Raw genomic sequence first — 21,891 nt, forward strand, 5'->3', positions numbered from 1 at the left:
GGTCTGCGCCGGAACTCGCGCTCCGCGTGCCACTGTCCACGGGGCACCTCCGTGCGCGCGACCGAATTCCGGCAAGCTGGGGATCATGCGGATCGTGGTCATCGGATCGGGGATCGCCGGCGCGGGGGCGGCCTACCACCTCGCCCGGCTCGGTGCGGAGGTCGTGCTCGCCGACGCCGACCTGCCGGGCAGTGCGACCGCCGCCGGCGCCGGGATCGTCTGCCCGTGGACCTCGCGCAAGCTCGACGACGTCGAGCTCGGGTTCGCGGCCCGTGCCGCGGCGTACTACCGCACCTTCACGGAACTGCTCGCCGAGGACGGGCAGCCCGACTCGTCGTTCGAGCTCGTCGGCGGCATGGTGGTGGCCGCCGACGACGCGGAACTGGCCGAGGTGCACGAGCGGGTGAGCGTCAGCGCGAGCCGGTGGCCCGAGGCCGGCGAGGTGAGCCTGCTGGACTCCGCGCGGGCGCGTGAGCTGTTCCCCGCGCTGGCGCCAGGGCTGGGCGCCGTGCACGTCAGCGGCGCCGGGCGGGTGGACGGCCGCAGGCTTCGCGCGGTGATGCTGCGCGCGGCTGTCAGGCGCGGGGCGCGCCTGGTCGAAGGCGCCGCGGAGCTGCACGTCGCGGGTGAGCGCGTCACCGGCGTGCGCGTGGGGCGGGAGCTGGTGGCGGCAGACCGCGTGCTCGTGGCCGCGGGCGCGTGGAGCGCGCGACTGCTCGCCCCGCTCGGCGTACGGATCGAGGTCGAACCGCAACGCGGCCAGATCAGCCACTTCGAGCTGCCCGGCACCGACACCGCGGCGTGGCCCGTGGTGCTGCCCCTGTCGAGCCACTACCTCCTTGCGTTCCCCGGCTCGCGGGTCGTCGCGGGCGCCACGAGGGAGACCGGCTCCGGTTTCGACCACCGGATCACCGCGGCCGGCCAGCAGGAGGTGCTGGACCACGCGCTCGCCGTCGCGCCGGGGCTCGCCGATGCCACGCTCGCCGAGACCCGGATCGGCTTCCGCCCCGCGACCCCGGACGGCAGGCCGCTGCTGGGCGAGCTGACCGCGTACCCCGAGGTGTTCGTGCTCAGCGGCTTCGGGCCGACCGGTCTGACGCTGGGACCCTACGCCGCCAGCCTGACCGCCTCGTTGCTGCTGGCCGAACCGGTGGCCGACGACCTCGGCCCGCTGGCTCCTGAGCGCTTCACGCCCCGGTGACCAGCTCCAGTTCGTGCTCGCCGGTGCGTTCCACGGCGATACCCGCCTTCCCGGCCACGGAAACCAAACCGTCCACTGTGGATGGGGTTGACCGGCTGGTGGCCAGCGCGGCGGCGAGCTTTCCCTTGTACGCCTTGTTGTGGTGGCTCACCGTCTTGCGCCTGCCCGCCGCGTCCTCGGTGACCACGCGCACCGTCACCGCGCCCGGTACGCGGGCGAGCGCCGCGTAGGTGCCGGAACGCAGGTCGACCACCAGCTCGCCGACCTCTCCGAGCGCCGGTTCGAGCACCGGCCGCCACAGCGAGCGCAACGTGCCGAACCCGGGCAACGCGCTGCCGCCCGAGAGCCGGTACGCCGGGATCCGGTCCCCGGCCCGCACCACGCCGAACAGGGCCGACGCCACCGCGAGCCGCCGCTCCGCCCTCGCCAGCTCGGCCTTGCGGAAGCTGCTGGCGTCCAGCGCGTCGTAGAGCACGCCCGTGTAGCGGCGCAAAGCCGGAGTGGTCGGCGCCGTCCACAGTCGCCCGTTGCGGGCCACCTCGCCCTGCTGCCGTTCCGAGAGCCCCAGCGCGGCCAGGCTCGCCGGAACGTCGGCCGACAGGTCCACGAGCGCGTCGATGAGCTTGCGCCGCAACGGGTTCAGCTCGGGGAAGGACAACGCGCCGAGGTCCAGCGGACCACCGTCGCCACCGTCGGCCTTGGTCTCGGAAGGAGGAAGCAGAACGAGCACGCCTGAAAAGTCTAGTGGTCACTCATGGTGGCTCCCCACGCAGAACTCGTTGCCCTCCGGGTCGGCGAGCACCGTCCAGTTCAGCCCCGGCATCTCGTGATCGGCCAGCGCGGTGGCGCCGAGTCCCACCAGCCGGGCCACCTCGCCCTCGCGGTCGTCGGTGCCGAAGTCCACGTGGACTCTGTTCTTGCCCGTGCGCGGCTCCGGCACGCGTTGCATGGCCAGCCGCACCCCTCCCTCCGTCCTGCTCGTCAACATCACGTACTCGCCGTAGTCGTCGGCGATCTCGACGCCGAGCGCCTCGCACCAGAACGCCGCCAGCTTGTGCGGGTCCTCGCAGTCGATCGTCACCATGCCCAGTTGCAGTGTCATGTCCCGACCCTAGGCAGGGGGTACGACAAATACCGGTTGCAGCAGCTCGGGGACGGTTGACTACCCTTCGATGAACGTCTTTGCGCTTCCCGGGAGAACACTGTGAACACCCCGATCACCAGGATGTCGTCGCTTTTCCTGCGCACGCTGCGGGAGGATCCGGCGGACGCCGAGGTACCCAGCCACAAGCTGCTGGTGCGCGCCGGCTACGTCCGCCGCGTCGCCCCGGGCGGTTACTCCTGGTTGCCGCTCGGGCTGCGCGTGCTGCGCAACATCGAGACGGTGGTGCGCGAGGAGATGGACGCCATCGGCGGGCAGGAGATCCAGTTCCCCGCGCTGCTGCCGAGGGAGCCCTACGAGGCGACCGGCCGGTGGTCGGAGTACGGCGACGCCTTGTTCCGGCTCAAGGACCGCAAGGGCGCCGACTATCTCCTTGGTCCTACGCACGAGGAGCTGTTCGCGCTCACCGTGAAGGGCGAGTACAGCTCGTACAAGGACTACCCGGTCATCCTGTACCAGGTGCAGACGAAGTACCGGGACGAGGCGCGGCCCCGCGCCGGCATCCTGCGCGGCCGCGAGTTCGTGATGAAGGACTCCTACTCGTTCGACCTCGACGACGAGGGCCTCGCGCGCTCGTACCAGCTGCACCGCGACGCCTACATCCGGATCTTCGACCGGCTCGGCCTCGAGTACGTCATCGTCAAGGCCACGTCCGGCGCGATGGGCGGCTCGGCGTCGGAGGAGTTCCTCGCGGTCGCCGAGACGGGCGAGGACACCTACGTCCGCAGCACCGAGTCCGGCTACGCCGCCAACGTCGAGGCCGTGGTCACCCCGCCGCCCGCCGAGCAGCCCGTCGAGGGCAGGCCCGAGGCGCAGGTGCACTACACGCCCAACACGCCGACCATCGAGACACTGGTCGACTTCCTCAACAAGGCCGGCCTCGGCCGCACGTTCACCGCCGCGGACACGCTGAAGAACGTGCTCGTGAAGACCCGCCAGCCGGGGGAGAAGAACTGGGAGCTGCTGGCCGTCGGCGTCCCCGGCGACCGGGAAGTGGACCTGAAGCGGCTCGAGGCGTCGCTCGAGCCCGCCGAGGTCGCCCTGCTCGAGGAGACCGACTTCGCCGCCAACCCGTTCCTGGTGAAGGGCTACATCGGTCCAGGGGCGCTCCAGGCCAACGGGGTTCGGTACCTGGTGGACCCGCGCATCGTCCGCGGCACCGCGTGGGTCACCGGCGCGGACAAGGCCGACCACCACGTCGTCGACCTCCTCTGCGGCCGCGACTTCACCCCGGACGGCACGATCGAGGCCGCCGAGGTGCGAGAGGGCGACGCCTCGCCCGACGGGCACGGCACCCTGGTCGCCGCGCGCGGCATCGAGATCGGCCACATCTTCCAGCTCGGCCGCAAGTACACCGACGCGTTCGAGGTCGACGCGCTCGGACCGGACTCCAAGCCGGTGCGCATCACGATGGGTTCCTACGGCGTCGGCGTCTCGCGCCTCGTCGCCGTGCTCGCCGAGCAGCACCACGACGAGCTCGGGCTGGTGTGGCCGCGCGGGATCGGTCCCGCCGACGTGCACGTGGTCGTGGCAGGCAAGGACGAGGCCGTGGCCGAGGGCGGCGAGCGCATCGCGGCGCAGCTCTCCGAGCGCGGCGTACGGGTGCTGCTCGACGACCGCAAGGCCACACCGGGAGTGAAGTTCGCCGATGCCGAGCTGATCGGCGTGCCGACGATCCTCGTCGTCGGCCGCGGGCTGGCGAAGGGCGTCGTCGAGGTGAAGGACCGCGCGACCGGGGAGCGTTCCGAGATCGCCGTCGACGAGGTCGTCGAGCAGTTGGTGGCCCTCAGCGCCCGGTAGAGTCCTCGCCCATGGGGTGGTGGCGTCGTAAGCCGGACGATCTTTCGGCCCGGTACGGCTACGAGGACCGCGCGGCGCTCAAGGGGATCGGCGGGTACGAGCCCGCCGATTCCGCCGACGCGACACCGGACTTCGTCCGGAGAAGCCCGCAGGCGCCGCCTCCTCCCGAACCGCCGAAACCGCGCCCGAAGCGGACGAAGGCTCCGTTGGCGGTGGTGTTGCTGCTGACGCTCCTCGGCGGCGTCATCAGCCTGGCCAGGGGCATCGCCGGCAACCTCGAGGACGACGAAGCCTCCTCGTCCGCGCCGCCCGTCACCGAGGCGGCCCCGTACACCCCGGAACCCGACGTGATCGTGCCTGCCGTGGTCGAGGGCTGGCAGTCCGTCGCGGGTGGCGACGGCGTGTACGCCTACGACGTGCCACCGTCGTGGACGCCCGAACCGAGCGTCGTCCACGGCTGGGAGGCCGACGACGTCCGCCCCGGCATCACGCTCGCGGCCAGCGCGTTCACCGGCGGCGAGGTGTGTGACCACCGGGACCGTGGGGGCGCCGGGGTGACCCCGGTCGAGAGCGCGGACCCGGCGTCGGCCGCGAGGGAGACCGCCGAGAACCTCGCCGGCCACGCTTACACGGAGGAGGGCGGCCCCGCACCCACGCTCGACACCGGTGCTCCCGAGCAGGCGACCGTGTCGTTCGGCGGCGATGCCACGCAGCCCGCGAGCATCACTGTCGTCGAGGTGACCACGGAGGGCGGCGGCTGCCTGCCGGACCGCGCGCTGGTGGCGGCGATCGCGGTGGAACCCGCCGGTGGCTCGGGCCGCATCCCGGTGCTGGTCGCCTACGCCGACCAGGACTACGCGGGCGCGCCGACCCGCGACGAGCTGCTGCGCATTCTGCAGAGCCTGCGGTCGGTGCCTGAGGAGGACCGCACGACGGTCCCGGCCACGCCGACGTCCTGACCGTCCTAACGCAACAGTGCCGCCAGCACGGCGGCAGTGTCGGACAGGTCGCCGAACACGACGTGCGCGCCGCTGGCCCGCAGCTCGTCCTCTCCGTACCAGCCGGTGGCGACGCCGACCGCGATGGCGCCGTGGCGCAGCGCCGACTCGACGTCGTGCGGGGTGTCGCCGACCACCGCGACGGAGCCGGGGACGAACGTCGTGTCGTGCTTGGCCGAGGCCAGCGCGACGGCGCGCTCGACGAGGTCGGGGCGGTGCGCCGAGAGCGAGCCGTAGCCGCCGATCCCGAAGTCGATGTGGGTGTGCAGGCCGAACGCGCTCAGCTTGTGCTCGGCGATCTCCGGCAGGTTGCCCGTGACCAGCGACTGCACCACGCCGTGCCCGGCGAGCGCGGCGAGCGCGTCCTCGGCGCCGGGCAGTGCACGGCCCCGGCCGGTCAGCGTCGGCAGTGACCGCGTCGAGAGGGCCACCAGCTCCCGCCACACGCGCTTGACCAGTTTGTCGTGCGGCTCGATCCCGTGTGCCGTCAGCAGCTCGGTGGTGATGGCGAGTTCGGTGCGGCCCGCGAACCTGGGCATCGCCTCCAGGGCGATGCCTGCGACGGACGCGAGGGCCTCGGTGTACCAGCTGCCGCCGAGCCCGCGCAGGTCGACGAGGGTCAGGTCGATGTCCCAGAGCACGAGGCGGGTCGGCGAAGCGGTCACCCGGTTCACGCTACCGGCAGCCTTTTTCAACGGACGTTGACATCTGGGTCGCGGCGGTCGTACCTTGGTCGTTGAATTCAACGGACGAAGAATTGGGAGGGGATCAGCATGGCTGGTCCGACGTCACGCGGAGGTGGACGGCTCGCGGTGCTGACGGCGCTCGTGGGCGGCCTTGCCGTCGTGGTGCTGGGGTTCCTCACCTTCGGCGCACAGACCACGGCCGAGCCCAAGGACGTGCCGGTGGCGGTCGCGGCACCGGCGAGCGGGCCGCTGCACCAGGCGGCCCAGCGGGTCGCCGGGCAGGGCGGCGAGGTGCTCGACTGGCGCGTCACCACTCCCGCCGAGGGCAGGCAGCTGCTCGAGGACAAGGAGGTCTACGGGGTTCTCGAGCTCACCGCGGCACAGGGCGGCCCCTCGGCGAAGGTCGTGGTCTCCGGTGCGGTGAACCCCACCGGGACGCAGCTCGCGCAGCAGGCGCTGACCGGTGCGGGCCAGGCCGTGACGGCCGCGCTCGCCCAGGGTGGGACGGCGGCTCCCGTCGTGGTGGAGACAGTGCACGAAACCGGGGCGGCGGGCCGGTTCGCCCCGCTCGGCATCAGCGCGCTCGCGTGGGTCGGCGGGCTCGCGGCGGGTGCGGCGCTGACGCTGCTCTCGGAGCGCAGGGACGTGAAGCCGTCGCCGCTCGCCCGGTTCACGCAGGTGCTCGGCACCAGCGTGCTGGTGACCGGTGCGCTCGTCGGTTTCCTCGCGCTGTGGGACTCCTCGCTGCACCTCGGCTGGGAGACGGTCGGCTTCGTGTTCCTGACGGTGACGGCGTTCGCCTCACTGCAGGCCGGGCTGCTGCGTCTGCTCGGGGTGCGGGCGATGGCGATTCTCGGCCCGCTCTACCTGCTCGCCCCGTCGGTGGCGAGCCAGGTGCCGGAGATGCTCAACCCGGCGTACGCGAACCTGCTGTGGTCGTGGACGCCGTTCCGGTTCTCGACCGAGGGCCTGCGAAGCCTGCTCGTGGGCACGTCCGGCGCCCCCGATGTCGCCACGGGCGTCTGGGTGCTCGGCGGGATGCTCGTGGCCGGGCTGCTCGTGGTGCTCTGGCCGCGGCGCGGCTCAGCCGGCGAGGAAGCTGAATCGCAGGCGCCGCACGGAGTTGTCGATGTTGGTGTCGACCAGGCAGATCGACTGCCACGTGCCGAGGGCGAGCACGCCGCCGAGCACGGGCACACTCGCGTACGGCGGTAGGAACGCGGGCAGCACGTGGTCACGACCGTGGCCACGGCTGCCGTGCCGGTGCCGCCAGCGGTCGTCGCGGGGGAGCAGCTCGCCGATCGCGGTCAGCAGGTCGTCGTCGCTGCCGGCGCCGGTCTCCAGGATCGCCAGGCCCGCTGTCGCGTGCGGGACCCAGACGTGCAGGAGGCCGTCGCCCGCGTCGGCCTCGGCGAGAAACCGTTCCGCTTCCTTGGTCAGATCCTGTACCACGGCGTTTGCGCCGGTACGCAGCTCGATCTCGGTGGAGTACATACCACAACCGTATCGCTCACCATAGTGCATACTGTATGCGAAATTGTGGTGATTGCGACACTCGTCACGTGAGCTGGATAACGTTGTCGTCCAGTATGGTCACCACGCCGGACCGCAGGCCCGAGAGGACGCCAAGGTGACCGAGACTGAATCGCCGACTGGATCGACGTTGACGATCGGCGTGGTCAAGGAGACCAAGCCGGGTGAGCGCAGAGTCGCGCTGGTGCCGAAACTCATCGAACGACTGACCAAACGCGGGCTCCGGGTGGTCGTGGAGCAGGGCGCCGGAGCGGGCGCCCAACTCGCCGACGAGGTGTTCACGGAAGCGGGCGCCACCATGGGCGACGCGTGGAGCGCCGACATCGTGCTCACCGTGGTGCCGCCCAGCGTGGCCGACATCGAGCGGCTCAAGCCTGGGACCGTGCTGATCGGTTTCCTCGCCCCGCTCACCAACACCGACGAGGTGGCCGCCATGAAGAAGGCGGGCATCACCGCCTTCGCCGTCGAGTCCATTCCCCGCATCTCCCGGGCGCAGGCCATGGACGCGCTTTCGTCGCAGGCCAACGTCGCGGGGTACCGGGCGGTGCTGCTGGCGGCGCAGCGGCTGCCGAAGTTCTTCCCGATGCTCACCACCGCGGCGGGCACCGTGCCGCCGGCGAAGGCGCTCGTGCTCGGCGTCGGCGTCGCGGGGCTGCAGGCGCTGGCCACCGCGAAACGGCTCGGCGCGCAGGCGACCGGGTACGACGTGCGGCCCGAGGTCGCCGAGCAGGTGCGCTCGGTGGGTGCCCAGTGGCTGGACCTCGGCATCGAGGCCGCGGGAGAGGGCGGCTACGCGCGCGAGCTGACCGAGGAGGAGCGGGCGGAGCAACAACGGCGGCTCACGGAGGCGATCGGTGGCTTCGACGTCGTGATCACCACGGCGCTCGTGCCCGGCCGCAAGGCGCCGACGCTCGTCACCGCGGAGGCCGTGCGCGGTATGAAGGCGGGCAGCGTGATCGTCGACATGGCCGGGGAGACCGGCGGCAACTGCGAGCTCACCGAACCGGGCAAGGACATCGTCGCCCACGACGTGACGATCTGCTCCCCGCTCAACCTGCCCGCGGAGATGCCCGTGCACGCGAGCGAGCTGTACGCGCGCAACCTCACCGAGCTGCTGGAGCTGATCGTCGACACCGACGGCAAGCTCGCGATCGACTTCTCCGACGAGGTGGTGGCGGGCGCATGTGTCGCCGGCCGCGACGAGGAGGTGAACTGATGCTGGTCGAAAGCCTCGCCGTGCTGGTGCTCGCCGGGTTCGTCGGCTTCGCCGTGATCTCCAAGGTGCCCAACACACTCCACACACCACTGATGTCCGGCACCAACGCCATCCACGGCATCGTGCTGCTCGGTGGCCTGATCGTGCTCGGCATGGGCGCCGACGGGGTGCTCAACAAGATCCTGCTCGTGATCGCCATCGCCTTCGGCACGATCAACGTCGTCGGCGGCTTCCTGGTCACCGACCGCATGCTCGGGATGTTCAAGGAGAAACCCAAGGAGCAGCAGGACGCCGCTAAGGAGGCGAAGAAGTGACCACCTTCGTCTCGATTCTCTACATCATCGCGTTCGCGCTCTTCATCTACGGCCTCATGGGTCTCACCGGCCCGCGTACCGCGGTGCGCGGCAACTGGATCGCCGCGGTCGGCATGGCGATCGCCGTCATCGCGACGTTCTTGCTGCCCGGCATGGGCAACTGGTGGCTCATCGCACTCGGCATCGTGCTGGGCACCGTGGTCGGCGTTCCCGCCGCGCGCCAGGTGAAGATGACCGCGATGCCGCAGATGGTGGCGCTGTTCAACGGCGTCGGCGGCGGTGCGGTCGCGCTGATCGCGTGGGTCGAGTTCCGTACCACGGACGGCTTCGCGCACGAGCCCCTGTACGTCGCGATCGCCTCGCTCTTCGCCGCGGTGGTGGGGTCGGTGTCCTTCTGGGGCTCCAACATCGCGTTCGGCAAGCTGCAGGAGCTGATCTCCGGGCGACCCATCAGCATCGGCAGGCTCCAGCAGCCGCTCAACGTGCTCCTCGTGGTGGCCGCGCTCGCGTGTGCCGTCGTGATCGCGGCGGGCGGCGGCTCGGAATGGCTGATCATCGGGGTGCTCGTCGCGTCGGCGGTCCTCGGCGTGATGGTGGTGCTGCCCATCGGCGGCGCCGACATGCCCGTGGTGATCTCCCTGCTCAACGCGTTCACTGGGCTCTCGGCCGCGGCGATGGGTCTCGCGCTCGACAACACCGCGCTCATCGTGGCCGGCATGATCGTCGGCGCGTCCGGTTCGATCCTCACCAACCTCATGGCGAAGGCGATGAACCGGTCGATCCCGGCGATCGTGGCCGGCGGGTTCGGTGGCGGCACGGCGGTCGCGGCGGCGGGCGGCTCTGGTGAGCAGCGGCCGGTGCGCAGCACCAGCGCGGGCGACGCCGCGATCCAGATGGCCTACGCGAGCAAGGTCATGGTGGTGCCCGGCTACGGCATGGCGGTGGCCCAGGCACAGCACGCCGTGCGCGAGATGGCCGATCTGCTGGAGAGCAAGGGCATCGAGGTGCTCTACGCCATCCACCCGGTGGCGGGCCGGATGCCCGGCCACATGAACGTGCTCCTGGCCGAGGCGGACGTTCCGTACGAAAGCCTCAAGGAGATGGACGAGAGCAACTCGCAGTTCCCGCAGACCGACGTGGCGCTGGTGATCGGTGCGAACGACGTGACCAATCCGGCCGCGCAGTCCGATCCGAGCTCGCCGATCTACGGGATGCCGATTCTCAGTGTGAACTCGAGCCGTTCCGTGATCGTGCTGAAGCGGTCGATGAGCTCCGGGTTCGCGGGAATCGACAACGAGCTGTTCTACGACCCGAAGACGGCCATGCTCTTCGGCGACGCCAAATCGTCTGTGGGCGAGATCGTGGAGGAGCTCAAGGCGTTGTGACGCCGCGGCGGCTCACTGGGCCGCCGCCGAGAAGGTGACCTGCGGGACCTTGGCTGCGGCCGAGGTCCCGCGGGCGTTCCTGGCGCCGGTCTTCTTCGCGGCCGACGACTTCGGTGCGGCGGCCTTCGGAGCCTTCTTCGCGGTCACCGCTTTCGCGCTCGTCTTCTTGGCGCTCGTCTTCTTGGCGGTCGTGTTCTTCGCCGGAGCGCTCTTGGCGGTGGTGCGCTTGGCCGGGGCGGTTTTGGCCGTTGTCGCCTTCGCGGCGGTGGCCTTCGCCTTGGTGGTTTTCGCGGCCGCCGTTGTCGTGGTCTTCGCTGCCGCGCTCTTGGTGTTCTTGGCGGTGGTGCCGCGCGTGCTCTTCGCCGTGGTGGTCGAGGCCTTCGCGGTACGGCCGCGCGAGGCGGGCTTCGCGGTGGTGGGAGCCGCGGTCTTCCTCGGGGTGGCAGTCCTCTTCGCGGCGGTCTTGGGGGCGGACTTCGTGGTCGAGGCGGATTTCCTCGCGGTCGTGCCCTCGGTGCTCCGCGCGGTGGTGCTCCTGCGGGTGCCGCGCCGCTTCGCGGTGCCGATGATCCGGGGTGCGCGCTTGCGGCCGCCGGTGCGGCGCCCGCCACGCACGTAACGGTCCAGTGCCTCGCGAAGGCCTTCCGCGTTCTCACCGGAGAGGTCGATGTCGTACTCGACGCCGTCCAACGCGAACCGGACCGTCTCCTCGGCGGGTTCACCGTTGATGTCGTCGAGCAGCTCGACCGCTGTGCTCCTGGCCATGAATGACCTCCCCGTACTGAAACCGTGTGCGCGGCAAGGATAGCGGCAGCGTGCTTTCCCTTGTGGGGCGGCCAGGTTGCGGGACCAGCGCGAGTGGTGTGCGCTCGACGCATGGCTGAGCGGACTTTCGACGTGGTGGTGATCGGCGGCGGAGCGGTTGGCGAGAACGTCGCCGCGCGTGCGGTGCAGGGCGGGCTCACGGCCGCGCTGGTGGAACACGAGCGCTTCGGCGGGGAGTGCTCGTACTGGGCGTGCATGCCGAGCAAAGCTTTGCTGAGACCGGGAAATCTCCTCGCGGCGGTGCGCAGGATGCCGGGCGTCGCGGATGGCGCCCGGCTCGACCCGGCCGAGGTGTTCGCGCGCCGCGACGCGTTCGTGTCGAACTGGGACGACGGCAGTCAGGTGGACTGGGCGCGCGACGCGGACGTCGAGGCGGTGCGCGGTCGCGCCCGGATCACCGGTGAGCGAGAGGTCACGCTCGGCGATGGCTCGGTGCTGAGGGCCAAGCACGGAGTGGTCGTGTGCACGGGAAGTGTGCCCAAGAAGCCGCCGGTGGAAGGGCTCGACGACGTGCGCGTGTGGACCTCCCGCGAGGCGACGTCGGCCTCGGAGGTGCCGGGCACTCTCGCCGTGCTGGGCGCAGGCGTGGTCGGGGTGGAGATGGCACAGGCGTGGGCTCGCCTCGGCGCGCGGGTGGAGCTGATCGCGACGGGTCCACGCCCGTTGCCGCGCTACCCGGACTTTGCCGGCGACGCCGTCGCGGAAGGCCTTCGCGAGGACGGCGTGCGCCTGCACACCGAGACGCGCGCGGAGAGGGTGTCCACAGTGGACGGCAAAGTGCGCGTCGAGCTGTCCGGCGGCACCGCGCTGGACGCCGACGAGCTGCTCGTCGCGACGGGTCGCCGCCCGGCGACCGACGACCTCGGCCTCGACGCGATCGGCCTGAAACCCGGTGAGCCGCTCGAGGTCGACGATACCGGCCTGGTGTCGGGAGTGGACGGTGGGTGGCTGTACGCCGCCGGGGACGTCACCGGCCGGGCTTTGTTGACCCACCAGGGAAAGTACGCGGCCAGGGCAGTGGGCGACGTGCTGGCCGCGAAGGCCGCCGGGCAGCGCGTCGACACCACGCCGTGGAGCCGCTACACGGCGACCGCCGACCACCACGCGGTGCCACAGGTGATCTTCACCGACCCCGAGGTGGCGTCGGTCGGCCTGACCGAGGCGGGCGACGACCGGCACCGGTTGCTCGACCTCGACATCGCGGTGGCCGGTTCGGCGCTGCACGCCGACGGCTACGCGGGCAAGGCGCGCATCGTCGTCGACACCGGACGCGAGGTGCTGCTCGGGGTCACGTTCGTCGGCCAGGACGTGGCGGAGATGCTGCACGCGGCGACGATCGCGGTGGTGGGCGAGGTGCCGCTTCGGCGGCTTTGGCACGCGGTGCCCGCGTTCCCGACCATCAGCGAGGTCTGGCTGCGGTTGCTGGAGGAGTACGGCCTGTAGCCGCTCAGAGCGGCAGTTTCAGTGCCGCCTTGGCGGTGTCGGTGAGGCGGGGGTCGTCCGGCCGCGAGGCACCGTCGAGCAGGCACGTCAGCACGAACCGCACGGTGCTGCCGTCGAGCGCGCCCGCGTAGGCGGCGTTCGCGAACGCGGGGACGTCGCCGGGCCAGCGTTCCGTCTCCGTCGCGAGGTCGGTGATCGTCCCGCTGCCGGGGGTGTCGGCGAGTCGCAGGAACTCCTGCGCGCTCGCCTCGTCGGGGAACGCGAGCGCGGCGACGGACACCGCCACCGTCGCCCCGTCCACGGTGGTGTCGAAGCTGGCCCTGCGCACGCCGGTGCAGCCGGATTCCTCCAGTGCGACCTGGAGGTCGCCCGTCGCGTGTGGGGCGCAGTCGTCGTCGGCGCCCGCGGCGCGCTCGGTGAACTCCACCCCTCCCGCGGTCGTCACGGCCGCCGGTGTGCCCGCCGGAGCCTCGTCCTCGCCTCCCCGCGTGAGCACGATCGCGAGCACCGCGCCGATCACGGCGACGAAAGCCCCCGCCGCGGCGAGCGGCTGCCAGCGCGGGCGCCGGGGCCGCGGCGCGGGGACCGGTGGTGTGGCGGGAGCGGGGGCCGGTGCCGGGAGCGGGCTGGGCAGGGGAGCGGGCCGTGGAGGGCGAGGCCGTTCCGGGTTCACGGCGACGGTGACGGGAACGGGTGTGGCGGCCGGCTTGGTCGGATGCTCGATCGGCACCGTCTCGGGCGCGAGCGCGAGCGGGTTCTCCTCGGTGGTGAACCCCTCGGCCGCGAGCGTCTCGTCGTCCTGCTCCGGCGCCGTCGGCTCCATTGCCCGGACGAGTGCGCGGACCTGCTGCGCCGTGAACGGCCGCTCCGCCGAGGCGAGCGAGACGGCGGCCGCGAGCATGCTCGTCGGCGTCGGGTGGACGACGCGGACGGGGCCTGCGAGGTCGGCGGGCGGCTGCTCGACGGTCTCGACGAACGGGCCGACCGCGATCACCGTGCCCAGCGTGGCGTCCGGTTCGACGGCGCGGACGCGCTCGGCGACCGTGGCGGCGAGCGCGAGTGCCTCGATGCCGGGGTTCACCGCCTCGTCGGTGCTGACCAGCGGCCAGCCGTCGGTCCGCCACTGCCCGTCGAGTGGTGCGTCGAGCCGCATCGCGGGGTCGGGCAGGTCGACACCGACCACGACGAGCACGCCGCCCGGCACGATCAGCACTGCGTCGACCGCCCTGGGCGCGCCCGCGGGCCGCACCCCGGCGAGCGCGACGCCGCCGACGACGTTGCGGCCCCGGCCGAGCGACGCGAGCGCGGCGCGGATGTCCTCGGAGACACGGGTGGGTTGCCGAGGAAACCGGACGAGTCGCACGCGAACCTCCCCTGAAGCCGTGCCTCGCGCTCACACGCTAGCGCGACAAGGTACCTGACCGTGCGCGAGTGCCCGATACGGAAGGTAGTCATTGACAGCGATCACCGTCACCTAGTTGAGTACTTACTCGTTGGTAGGTCACTGTCGATCTCTCCGTTTTGGAGGACGAGATGCGTTCACGGTCCTCGACCCGCTCTCTCCGGCCACTGTGGATCGCCGCGTCCGCCGCGGTGCTCGCGTTGTCGGGTGTCACTCCGGCCCAGGCCGGGCAGCCGCTCGCGCCCGTGTCGGACACCCTTTCCGCACTGCTGTCCTCGGCCTCGGGCACAGCACCGGTGACCGCGCTCGTGCACGGAGCCGACCTCGCCTCGGCGGAGAGCGCGGTGCGCTCGGCCGGGCTCGCCAAGATCACGAGCTTCGAGCGCATCGGCGTGGTCGCCGCGTCCGGCACGGCCGACCAGGTGCGCGCCGTGCGCTCGGCGCAGGGCGTCACGTACGTCGAGAACAACGACCCGGTGCGCATGTACGCCAGCACGGGCACCACGGCGACCCGCGCACTGGAGGCCAGGGAGACGCTGACCGGAGCCGACGGCCGCCCGCTCGACGGCAGCGGCGTGAGCGTGGCGGTGATCGACACCGGCGTGGACCCGACGCATCCCGCGTTCCGGGGGCCCGACGGCGGGAGCCGGGTGGTCGCGAATCTAAAGAGCCTGTGCGTGCAGGGCACGGCGACCGGCTGCATCACGCGGCTGCCGAACACTGTGGACACGGACACGCTCTCACTCGGTGGCCACGGCACGCACGTCACCGGCATCGCGGCTGGTAATGACCTCACCCTGTCGGGTGGCACCCGAGTGGGTGGATCTGCGCCGGGTTCGAAGATCGTGTCGATCTCCACCGGCGCGGCGCTGGTGGTGCTCGGTGCCGACGCGGCACTGAACTGGGTGCTGGAGAACCACCGGGCGCCGTGCGGCGCGGGCGTGTCCGCGCAGGCGTGCCCGCCGATCAAGGTGATCAACAACTCCTACGGGCCCAGCGGCGGCGGGGAGTTCGACCCGCAGTCGGCGACGGTGAAGCTACAGCGGGCGCTGGCCGCCGAGGGCGTGGTGACGGTCTGGGCCAACGGCAACGACGGCGGCGACGGCAGCGAGAACCTGTCCAACCCGGCCGGTCAGGATCCGACGCCGGGCATCGTGTCGGTCGCGTCGTTCAACGACCAGGGCACGGGCACGCGTGACGGCACGGTGTCGGACTACTCGTCGCGGGGCGCGGCGGACGTGCGGCAGAGCTGGCCGGACATCTCGGCGCCGGGCGAGAACATCCTGTCCGCGTGCAGGCCCTACCTGGTCATCTGCTCCACGGGCCTGCAGGCCGTCAACGGCCCTGGCCCTCTCGACCTGGGCACGTACAACGTGATCAGCGGGACGTCGATGGCAGCGCCGCAGATCACGGGCATCGTGGCGCAACTCTTCCAGGCGAAGCCGGGCGCCACGCCGGGCGAGATCGAGCACGCGCTCAAGTCGACGGCGTACAAGTACCGGGACGGGGCTCCGTACCAGCAGGACGGGCCCTACACGTCCAGCTTCGACAAGGGCACCGGGCTCGTCGACGTGGTCGCCGCCGCGACCGCACTCGGCGCCGGACCCGCCTGATTCACCCACCGGTGTGGTCTCCGGGTGAGCAAGGGAGCTTTGCTCTCGTTTGACGGGAGTAAAGCTCCCTTGCTCCCTGAAAATGCTCACTGGCCGGTGTGATTTCTGGTGCTCATGTGGCCAAATGGGTGAGCTGCGTGCAGAATGGCCCATGAAGTGTCACAGCGCTTTCGGATCTTCGTGGTTCGCGAGGTCGTAGGGGAAGACGCCCCTCGTCGAGCAGCGGAGGTCAGCAGTGAGCACTCGTGGCGTGGTGTACGTCCACTCGTCGCCGTCTGCGGTTTGTCCGCACGTCGAGTGGGCGATCTCGGGCACTCTGGGTGTCCGCGTGGAGTTGCAGTGGACGGCGCAGCCTGCCGCCCCGGGACAGCTCCGCGCCGAGTGTGACTGGCGCGCGCCCGCAGGCATGGCAGGCAAACTCGCCGGGGCACTCAAGGCGTGGCCCATGATCCGGTTCGAGGTCACCGAGGAGCCCAGCCCCGGCGTTGACGGGCAGCGCATCTGTTACGCGCCCGGCCTCGGCCTCTGGCACGCGCGCACTAGCGCGAACGGCGACATCGTGGTGGGCGAGGACCAGCTGCGGAGCCTCGTGTCGCGCAGCAGGGCCGGCGAGCAGCTCGCGCACAAGCTCGACGAGTTGCTGGGCGCGAGCTGGGACGAGGCACTCGAGCCGTTCCGCCACGCGGGCGACGGCGCGCCCGTCACCTGGTTGCACCAGGTGGGCTGAACCACCTGGTTACCCTTGCGGCGTGCCCCCAGGTCCGCCTCGCCCGCGCTGGCTCGTGCCAGTGCTCATCGTGGTGGTGTCGCTGACGGTCGGTGGCGGTCTGCTGGCGCGTGAGATCTACCAGCCTCCCGACGACGAGGACGTGGCGGCGAGCCAGCCGACCACGCCATCGCTCGCTCCCGAGCAGCAGCCCGGGCCAGGGACTGTGCAACTCACCGCGGACGCCGCGGCGCACCCCGAGGCGGAGCCCGTGCGTCAGCTGCTGCAGGCCCACTTCGACGCCATCAACGGGGGCGACTACGACCTCTGGTCCACCACCGTGGTCGCCGAACGGGTGCAGGCGCAGCCGCGCCGGGAATGGCTGGCGAACTACCGCAGCACCAAGGACGGCAGCATCCGTGTGCACCGGATCGAGGTGGCGCCGGAGCAGCGGCTCACGGTCCTGGTGGGCTTCACGAGCACACAGGACGTGACCGACGCCCCGCCGGACCTGCCCGAGCCGTGCATCCGGTGGCGCCTCGCCTTCCCGCTGGCGCACGAGGACGGCGAGTGGAAGCTGGACACCGTCCCGGCCGGCACGATCCCCGAACGCGCCGCCTGCTGAGGGCGCCCCAAAGCCCCCCAAGGCCACCTTTGTTGCGTTCAACGCAACAAAGGTGGCCTTGGGGGCAGTCAGGAGGGCCTGCAGTCGTGGGGACTCAGGCGGCTGTGAACAGCAGGGCAGTGTTGTGGCCGCCGAAGCCGAAGGAGTTGCTGATCGCGGCGGTCAGCTCCACCTTGCGGGCCTCGCCGGAGACGACGTCGAGGTCGACCTTCGGGTCCAGGTTCTCCAGGTTCAGCGTGGCCGGCACGAGCCCGTGGTAGATCGACAGGATCGCGATGATGCCCTCCACCGCGCCCGCGCCGCCCACCAGGTGGCCGAGCGCGCTCTTCGGCGCGGTGACCACCGCGTGTTCGCCGATGGCCTTGCGGATGGCCGCCGCCTCTCCCACGTCGCCGACGACCGTGGAGGTCGCGTGCGCGTTGACGTGCCCGACATCGCTCGCCGTCAGTCCCGCCATCCGGATCGCGTGGTGCATCGCCGCGATCTGGCCGATGCCGTCCGGGTGGTTGCCCGTGATGTGGTGGGCGTCCGAGGTGATGCCGAAGCCGCTCAGCCGCGCGTACACCCGCGCGCCGCGGGCCGCGGCCCGGTCGGCGCGCTCCAGCACGACCGCACCGGCACCCTCGCCGAGCACGAAGCCGTCCCGGCCCGTGTCGAACGGGCGCGACGCGTGCGCGGGGTCGTCGTTGCGTGTCGAGACGGTCCGCGCCTGCGCGAAGCCGGCGATGGTGATCGGGGCGATGCAGGCTTCCGCACCGCCCGCGACCACGACGTCGGCCCGGCCGGACTGGATCATCTGGAACCCGGTCGCGATGCCTTCCGCACCGGAAGCACACGCCGAGGCGGGCGAGTGCACTCCAGCGCGGGCCTTGAGGTCGATCCCGACGTGCGCGGCAGGCCCGTTGGGCATCAGCATCGGCACGGTCAGCGGCGACACCTTGCGGATGCCGTGCTCCTCGAGCAGGTCGTCCTGGTCGAGCAGCGTGACCGGGCCGCCGATGCCGGAGCCGATGGACACGCCGAGCCGCTCCGGCTCCACGTCCGTGTGCTCGTCGGTCTGCTCGGCGAACCCGGCGTCCGCCCAGGCCTGCCGTGCCGCGATGAGCGCGACCTGCTCGCACCGGTCCAGCCTGCGAGCCTGAACGCGCGGGATGGTTTCCGTCGGCTCCTCGGCGAGACTCGCGCCGATCTTCACCGGGAGGTCGAAGCGTTCGACCCAGTCCGCCTCGATGGTGCGGACGCCACTGCGGCCCGCGATGAGGCCGTCCCAGGTGGACGTGACGTCCCCGCCGAGCGGCGTGGTGGCGCCGAGTCCGGTGATCACCACGTCGATGTTGCTCATTGCAGTCTCCCCGAGGTAGCCAACCGAGTTGTTACTTGGAGTTCGCCGCGACGTAGTCGACGGCGTCCCCGACGGTCTTGAGGTTCGCGAGCTCGTCGTCCGGGATCTTGACCCCGAACTTGTCCTCGGCCTGCACGGCGATCTCCACCATGGACAGCGAGTCGATGTCGAGGTCGTCCACGAACGACTTCTCCGTGCTCACGTCGTCCTGTGCCACACCGGCGACCTCCTCGACGATCTCGGCGAGGCCGGACAGGATCTCTTCTTTGTCTGCCACTTGGCGGTTTCCTTCCTAATCGAAGCGCTTGCGCTTGCGACGGACCTTAACGCGTCCGCCGCGGGCCGGGAGTATCACGGGCAGATGATGACCTGGCCCGCGTAGGAGAGGCCGGCGCCGAAGCCGACCAGCAGCACCACGTCGCCGGTCTTCACGGTGCCCGCCGCGCGCATGTGGTCCAGGGCGAGCGGGATCGAGGCCGACGAGGTGTTGCCGGAGTAGCGGATGTCGTCGGCGACCACCAGGTCCTCCCTGGCGCCCTTCGCCCGCAGCCGCTTGGCGATCGCCTCGACGATCCGCAGGTTCGCCTGGTGCGGGATGAGCACGTCCACATCGGACAGTTCCAGCCCCGCGAGCTCAACGGCGCGCATCGCGATCGGCGCGATCTGCGTGGTGGCCCAGCGGAAGACCGCCTGACCCTCCTGGTAGAGGTAGCGGTGCTCCCGCATGTAGATCATGTCGACGAGGTCGCCCGCGCTGCCCCACGCCACCGGGCCGATGCCCGGTTCGTCGGAGGGACCGACCAGCGCGGCACCGGCGCCGTCGGCGAAGATGATGGCCGTGGAGCGGTCCTGCGGGTCCACCACGTCGGTGAGCTTCTCGGCGCCGATCACCAGCACCTTGCCCGCAGAACCGGAGCGGATGAGATCGGAGGCCACGCCGAGGCCGTAGCAGAAGCCCGCGCACGCGGCGTTGAGGTCGAACGCGCCGGCCGCCTTGATCCCGATGCGCTCGGCCACCTGACCCGCGGCGTTCGGAATGGGCGAGGGCATCGTGCAGTTGGGCACGATCACGGTGTCTACTTCGGACGGATCGGTGCCCGCGTCGGCGAGCGCCTTCGCTCCTGCGGCGACGGCCATGTCGACCAGCAGCTCGTCCTTCTCGGCGAACCGGCGCTCGACGATGCCGACGCGCTCACGGATCCACTGGTCGTTGGTTTCCATGACCTGCGAGAGGTCGTCGTTGGTGACGATCTTGTCCGGCTGCGTGCTGCCCACGCCGAGAATGCGCGTCGCCGCAGGCCCCTGCCGGAGCTTCATGGCCGGTCGGCCACCCGTCATCGGACATCCTCCAGGTTCGCGGGGGTCTTGAGCGCGACGAGCGTGGTGACGGTGCCCTTGACCTCGCGCTTCACCAGGCCGGTCAGGGTGCCGGCGGGCGGCAGCTCCACGGTGCTCGTGACACCGAGAGCGGCGAGCTCACGCATCGTCAGGTCCCAGCGCACCGGCCGGGTCACCTGCTTCACCAGTCGCTCGAGGTACTCGCCGCCGCTGGTCACCACGGAGCCGTCGGCGTTCGACAGCAGCGGGCGCACCGGGTCGGAGGGGGTGATCTCCGCGGCGAGGGCCCGCAGCGCCTCCTCGGCGGGGGCCATGTACTTGGTGTGGAATGCGCCCGCCACCTTCAGGGGACGCACCTTGGTGCCCTCCAGCGGCTCGGCGACGATCTTCTCGATCTGCGCTGCCGATCCGGAGGCGACGATCTGGCCGGCGCCGTTCTGGTTGGCGGCCTCCAGCCCGTTCTCGTGCAGCCACGCGACCACCCGCTCGGGCTCTCCGAGCATCACCGCGGCCATGCTGGTGGGCTCGATCGCGCACGCCTTGGCCATCTCGGCGCCGCGGACGGCGGCCAGCGCGACGGCGTCGTCGGGCGAGAACACCCCGGCGATGGCGGCGGCGGCGAGCTCACCGACCGAGTGCCCGGCGACGGGGGCGTCCGAGGGCACGCTCTCGGGCAGGTGCTCGGCGGCCAGCAGGGACAGCGCCACGATCAGCGGCTGCGTGATGGCGGTGTCCTGGATCTCCTCGGCGTCGCCCTCGGTGCCGAGGCGCAGCAGGTCGAGGCCGGCGCGATCGGACCACTGCTGTACCCGCTCGCGGGCGCCGTCGAGCTCGAGCCAGGGGGTGAGCATTCCGGGAGCCTGCGACCCCTGTCCGGGGCAGAGAAGTGCCATCACCCCTTCAGGGAACACGTCCGGCCCGGTCGCGGGGGATGCCGACGGGTCACGAAGTCCGTCGCGTGACGTTGTGGGGAGCCTACAAACGCCAGGTGACGTGACCCCTCGCCGACGTGGCCCTATTGTCGGGTTCGAGCAGTTCATTTGTGACTGACGTCACCAAAGGCCGCGCGACCTGGCGAGCCTGCCGACCGTGAGCGCGGTGCGAAGCACGAGCGCGTCCCGCGGGTCGCCCGCGTTGCGGCCGGTGAGCTCGGCGGCCTTGCGCAGCCGGTAGCGCACCGTGTTCGGGTGGACGAAGAGCTGCCGCGCGCACGTCTCCAGCACACCGCCGCTCTCGAGGTAGGTCTCGATGGTCTCCAGCAGCGCGGGGCCCGCGTCCTCCAGCGGCCGCGCGATGCTCTCGATCAGCTGGCGTTCGGCCTCGGCGTCGCCCGCGAGCGCGCGCTCGGGCAGCAGGTCGACCGAGCGGGTCGGCCTCGGCGCCGAGGGCCAGCCGACCACCGCGCGCAACCCGGACAGGGCCTCCACGGCGCTGTGATGCGCCTCGGCGAGGCTGTCCACCGTGGGGCCCGCGACCACGGGTCCCTCGGCGAACGCCGTCGACAGCGTCGGCAGGATCGGGCGGTCCTTCGGGCCGCCGTCGGTCGGCCCGGCCACCACCACGACGAGCCGGGAGCCCTGCACGCCGAGCAGCACCGGACGGCCCGCCCGCGCGGCCCGGCTGCGGACCTCGAACACGACGGTCGGCGGGTCGTCCGACGGCGGGTTGCCCACGAGCACGGTGGCGGCGGCCGCCGGGTCCCAGCCCAGCGCCGCGGCCCTGGACAACACCGACTCCTCGGCGTCGCCACGCACGATGCCGTCCACCACGAGCGCCTCCAGGCGGGCGTCCCACGCGCCCCGTGCCTCGGCGGCCGCGGCGTAGGAGTTGGCCGCGGCGAAGGCGACCTCGCGGCCGTAGCGCAGGATGCCCTCGATGAGCGCGGCCCGCTCCTCCTCGCTGGCGGCGAACTCGGGCAGCTGCTCCTCGAAGACCTCGATGGCCAGCCGCACGAGGCCCACGGTCTGGCGCAGGCTGATCCAGCGCGACAGCTCGCGGGGCGCGGCGCGGAACGCCTCGGTGGTGAGCTTGAGCGCCTCCTTGGAGTCGCGCAGCCACCTGACGAACCCGGCCGCGCCGGTCTGGGTGATCAACAGGACACTGGCTCGCTGGTCCGCGGGCATCCGGCCGAACCACGGCAGACGTTCCTCCATGGCCGCGACGCTTGCCTTCGCAAGGCGGCCGGAGGCTCGTTCGAGTTCGCGCAGGGTCTTGGCGGACAGGCGCTGCCGCTTGGGGGGTGACATCGTGCCTGCGATACTACGTCTCTGGCAGGCCAGGCCCTAAATTACGAGACCGCCCG

At 71.4% G+C, this 21,891-nt stretch carries 21 protein-coding genes and 1 pseudogene; 11 read left to right on the forward strand and 11 right to left on the reverse strand.

The window, feature by feature from the left end; translation table 11 throughout:
* The first annotated feature begins 85 nt into the window (after nt 1-85).
* Nucleotides 86-1,201: an NAD(P)/FAD-dependent oxidoreductase gene (locus tag FCN18_RS11545; RefSeq protein ID WP_137094892.1), complete on the forward strand. Its 1,116-nt coding sequence runs from the start codon at nt 86-88 to the stop codon at nt 1,199-1,201.
* On the opposite strand, the gene yaaA is transcribed toward FCN18_RS11545, so the two are convergent.
* Both yaaA and FCN18_RS11555 read right to left on the reverse strand, forming a co-directional pair.
* A complete protein-coding gene (gene yaaA / locus FCN18_RS11550) occupies nt 1,188-1,931 on the reverse strand; it encodes a peroxide stress protein YaaA (RefSeq protein ID WP_137094894.1) in 744 nt (247 codons plus the stop codon). The genes FCN18_RS11545 and yaaA overlap by 14 nt on opposite strands.
* Nucleotides 1,932-1,949: 18 nt before the next feature.
* Complete coding sequence (locus tag FCN18_RS11555; protein ID WP_112274923.1) at nt 1,950-2,303, reverse strand: VOC family protein; 354 nt, start codon at nt 2,301-2,303, stop codon at nt 1,950-1,952.
* Nucleotides 2,304-2,426: 123 nt separating this feature from the next.
* Here FCN18_RS11555 and FCN18_RS11560 point away from each other — a divergent pair, with 123 nt between their 5' ends.
* Both FCN18_RS11560 and FCN18_RS11565 read left to right on the forward strand, forming a co-directional pair.
* The gene (locus FCN18_RS11560) at nt 2,427-4,163 is read left to right on the forward strand and encodes a proline--tRNA ligase (protein ID WP_113642511.1); all 1,737 of its coding nucleotides are present in this window, start codon (nt 2,427-2,429) and stop codon (nt 4,161-4,163) included.
* Between the two features lie 11 nt (nt 4,164-4,174).
* The gene (locus FCN18_RS11565; protein WP_112274925.1) at nt 4,175-5,122 is read left to right on the forward strand and encodes a hypothetical protein; all 948 of its coding nucleotides are present in this window, start codon (nt 4,175-4,177) and stop codon (nt 5,120-5,122) included.
* Nucleotides 5,123-5,127: 5 nt separating this feature from the next.
* On the opposite strand, the gene FCN18_RS11570 is transcribed toward FCN18_RS11565, so the two are convergent.
* Nucleotides 5,128-5,826 carry an HAD family hydrolase gene (locus FCN18_RS11570; RefSeq protein WP_228713882.1) on the reverse strand — a complete coding sequence of 233 codons (699 nt, stop codon included), beginning with the start codon at nt 5,824-5,826 and terminating at the stop codon, nt 5,128-5,130.
* A gap of 108 nt (nt 5,827-5,934) precedes the next feature.
* On the opposite strand from FCN18_RS11570, the pseudogene FCN18_RS11575 reads away from it, so the two are divergent.
* Nucleotides 5,935-6,987, forward strand: a pseudogene (locus FCN18_RS11575) (ABC transporter permease); the annotation flags it as partial.
* On the opposite strand, the gene FCN18_RS11580 reads toward FCN18_RS11575, so the two are convergent.
* A complete protein-coding gene (locus tag FCN18_RS11580) occupies nt 6,931-7,341 on the reverse strand; it encodes a YjbQ family protein (protein WP_137094896.1) in 411 nt (136 codons plus the stop codon). The pseudogene FCN18_RS11575 and the gene FCN18_RS11580 sit on opposite strands and share 57 nt — an antisense overlap.
* A 136-nt stretch (nt 7,342-7,477) precedes the next feature.
* On the opposite strand from FCN18_RS11580, the gene FCN18_RS11585 reads away from it, so the two are divergent.
* From FCN18_RS11585 to FCN18_RS11595, 3 genes are read left to right on the forward strand one after another with little or no spacing between them, the layout of a single operon-like run.
* Entirely contained in the window at nt 7,478-8,596 is a 1,119-nt protein-coding gene (locus FCN18_RS11585; protein WP_137094899.1) for a Re/Si-specific NAD(P)(+) transhydrogenase subunit alpha, read from the forward strand.
* A complete protein-coding gene (locus FCN18_RS11590; protein ID WP_110342386.1) occupies nt 8,596-8,910 on the forward strand; it encodes an NAD(P) transhydrogenase subunit alpha in 315 nt (104 codons plus the stop codon). The genes FCN18_RS11585 and FCN18_RS11590 overlap by 1 nt, the downstream gene beginning before the upstream one ends.
* Nucleotides 8,907-10,295 carry an NAD(P)(+) transhydrogenase (Re/Si-specific) subunit beta gene (locus tag FCN18_RS11595; RefSeq protein ID WP_112274933.1) on the forward strand — a complete coding sequence of 463 codons (1,389 nt, stop codon included), beginning with the start codon at nt 8,907-8,909 and terminating at the stop codon, nt 10,293-10,295. The genes FCN18_RS11590 and FCN18_RS11595 overlap by 4 nt, the downstream gene beginning before the upstream one ends.
* Nucleotides 10,296-10,307: 12 nt before the next feature.
* Here the strand turns inward: FCN18_RS11595 and FCN18_RS11600 are convergent, their stop codons facing one another.
* Complete coding sequence (locus FCN18_RS11600; protein WP_137094901.1) at nt 10,308-11,060, reverse strand: Lsr2 dimerization domain-containing protein; 753 nt, start codon at nt 11,058-11,060, stop codon at nt 10,308-10,310.
* A 111-nt stretch (nt 11,061-11,171) separates the two neighbouring features.
* Between FCN18_RS11600 and FCN18_RS11605 the strand changes: the two genes are divergently transcribed.
* A complete protein-coding gene (locus FCN18_RS11605; RefSeq protein ID WP_137094904.1) occupies nt 11,172-12,563 on the forward strand; it encodes a dihydrolipoyl dehydrogenase family protein in 1,392 nt (463 codons plus the stop codon).
* Nucleotides 12,564-12,567: 4 nt separating this feature from the next.
* On the opposite strand, the gene FCN18_RS11610 is transcribed toward FCN18_RS11605, so the two are convergent.
* Nucleotides 12,568-13,926, reverse strand: coding sequence for a sensor domain-containing protein (locus FCN18_RS11610; RefSeq protein WP_137094906.1), 1,359 nt, complete (start codon nt 13,924-13,926; stop codon nt 12,568-12,570).
* 170 nt (nt 13,927-14,096) lie between these two features.
* Between FCN18_RS11610 and FCN18_RS11615 the strand changes: the two genes are divergently transcribed.
* From FCN18_RS11615 to FCN18_RS11625, 3 genes are all read left to right on the forward strand, one after another.
* Nucleotides 14,097-15,578 (forward strand): S8 family peptidase, encoded by a 1,482-nt coding sequence (locus tag FCN18_RS11615; RefSeq protein ID WP_137094908.1) that lies wholly within the window; start codon nt 14,097-14,099, stop codon nt 15,576-15,578.
* Between the two features lie 235 nt (nt 15,579-15,813).
* Nucleotides 15,814-16,305, forward strand: a complete 492-nt coding sequence (locus FCN18_RS11620; RefSeq protein ID WP_110342392.1) for a DUF3145 domain-containing protein — start codon at nt 15,814-15,816, stop codon at nt 16,303-16,305.
* A 22-nt stretch (nt 16,306-16,327) separates the two neighbouring features.
* The gene (locus FCN18_RS11625; protein ID WP_228713886.1) at nt 16,328-16,909 is read left to right on the forward strand and encodes a hypothetical protein; all 582 of its coding nucleotides are present in this window, start codon (nt 16,328-16,330) and stop codon (nt 16,907-16,909) included.
* Nucleotides 16,910-17,003: 94 nt separating this feature from the next.
* Here the strand turns inward: FCN18_RS11625 and FCN18_RS11630 are convergent, their stop codons facing one another.
* The 5 genes from FCN18_RS11630 to FCN18_RS11650 all read right to left on the reverse strand — a co-directional run bounded on the left by FCN18_RS11630 (nt 17,004) and on the right by FCN18_RS11650 (nt 21,835).
* Complete coding sequence (locus FCN18_RS11630) at nt 17,004-18,251, reverse strand: beta-ketoacyl-[acyl-carrier-protein] synthase family protein (protein WP_137094911.1); 1,248 nt, start codon at nt 18,249-18,251, stop codon at nt 17,004-17,006.
* Between the two features lie 31 nt (nt 18,252-18,282).
* The gene (locus tag FCN18_RS11635) at nt 18,283-18,528 is read right to left on the reverse strand and encodes an acyl carrier protein (RefSeq protein WP_110342395.1); all 246 of its coding nucleotides are present in this window, start codon (nt 18,526-18,528) and stop codon (nt 18,283-18,285) included.
* 74 nt (nt 18,529-18,602) lie between these two features.
* Nucleotides 18,603-19,589, reverse strand: coding sequence for a beta-ketoacyl-ACP synthase III (locus FCN18_RS11640; RefSeq protein WP_112274945.1), 987 nt, complete (start codon nt 19,587-19,589; stop codon nt 18,603-18,605).
* Nucleotides 19,586-20,500 carry an ACP S-malonyltransferase gene (locus tag FCN18_RS11645; protein WP_323808353.1) on the reverse strand — a complete coding sequence of 305 codons (915 nt, stop codon included), beginning with the start codon at nt 20,498-20,500 and terminating at the stop codon, nt 19,586-19,588. Before FCN18_RS11645 ends, FCN18_RS11640 begins: the two co-directional genes overlap by 4 nt.
* Nucleotides 20,501-20,641: 141 nt before the next feature.
* On the reverse strand, nt 20,642-21,835 hold the full coding sequence (locus tag FCN18_RS11650) for a PucR family transcriptional regulator (protein WP_112274949.1): 1,194 nt from the start codon (nt 21,833-21,835) through the stop codon (nt 20,642-20,644).
* Nucleotides 21,836-21,891: the final 56 nt, after the last annotated feature.

This window comes from Prauserella endophytica (genome assembly GCF_005146945.1).
GTDB classification, from domain to species: Bacteria; Actinomycetota; Actinomycetes; order Mycobacteriales; family Pseudonocardiaceae; genus Prauserella_A; species Prauserella_A endophytica.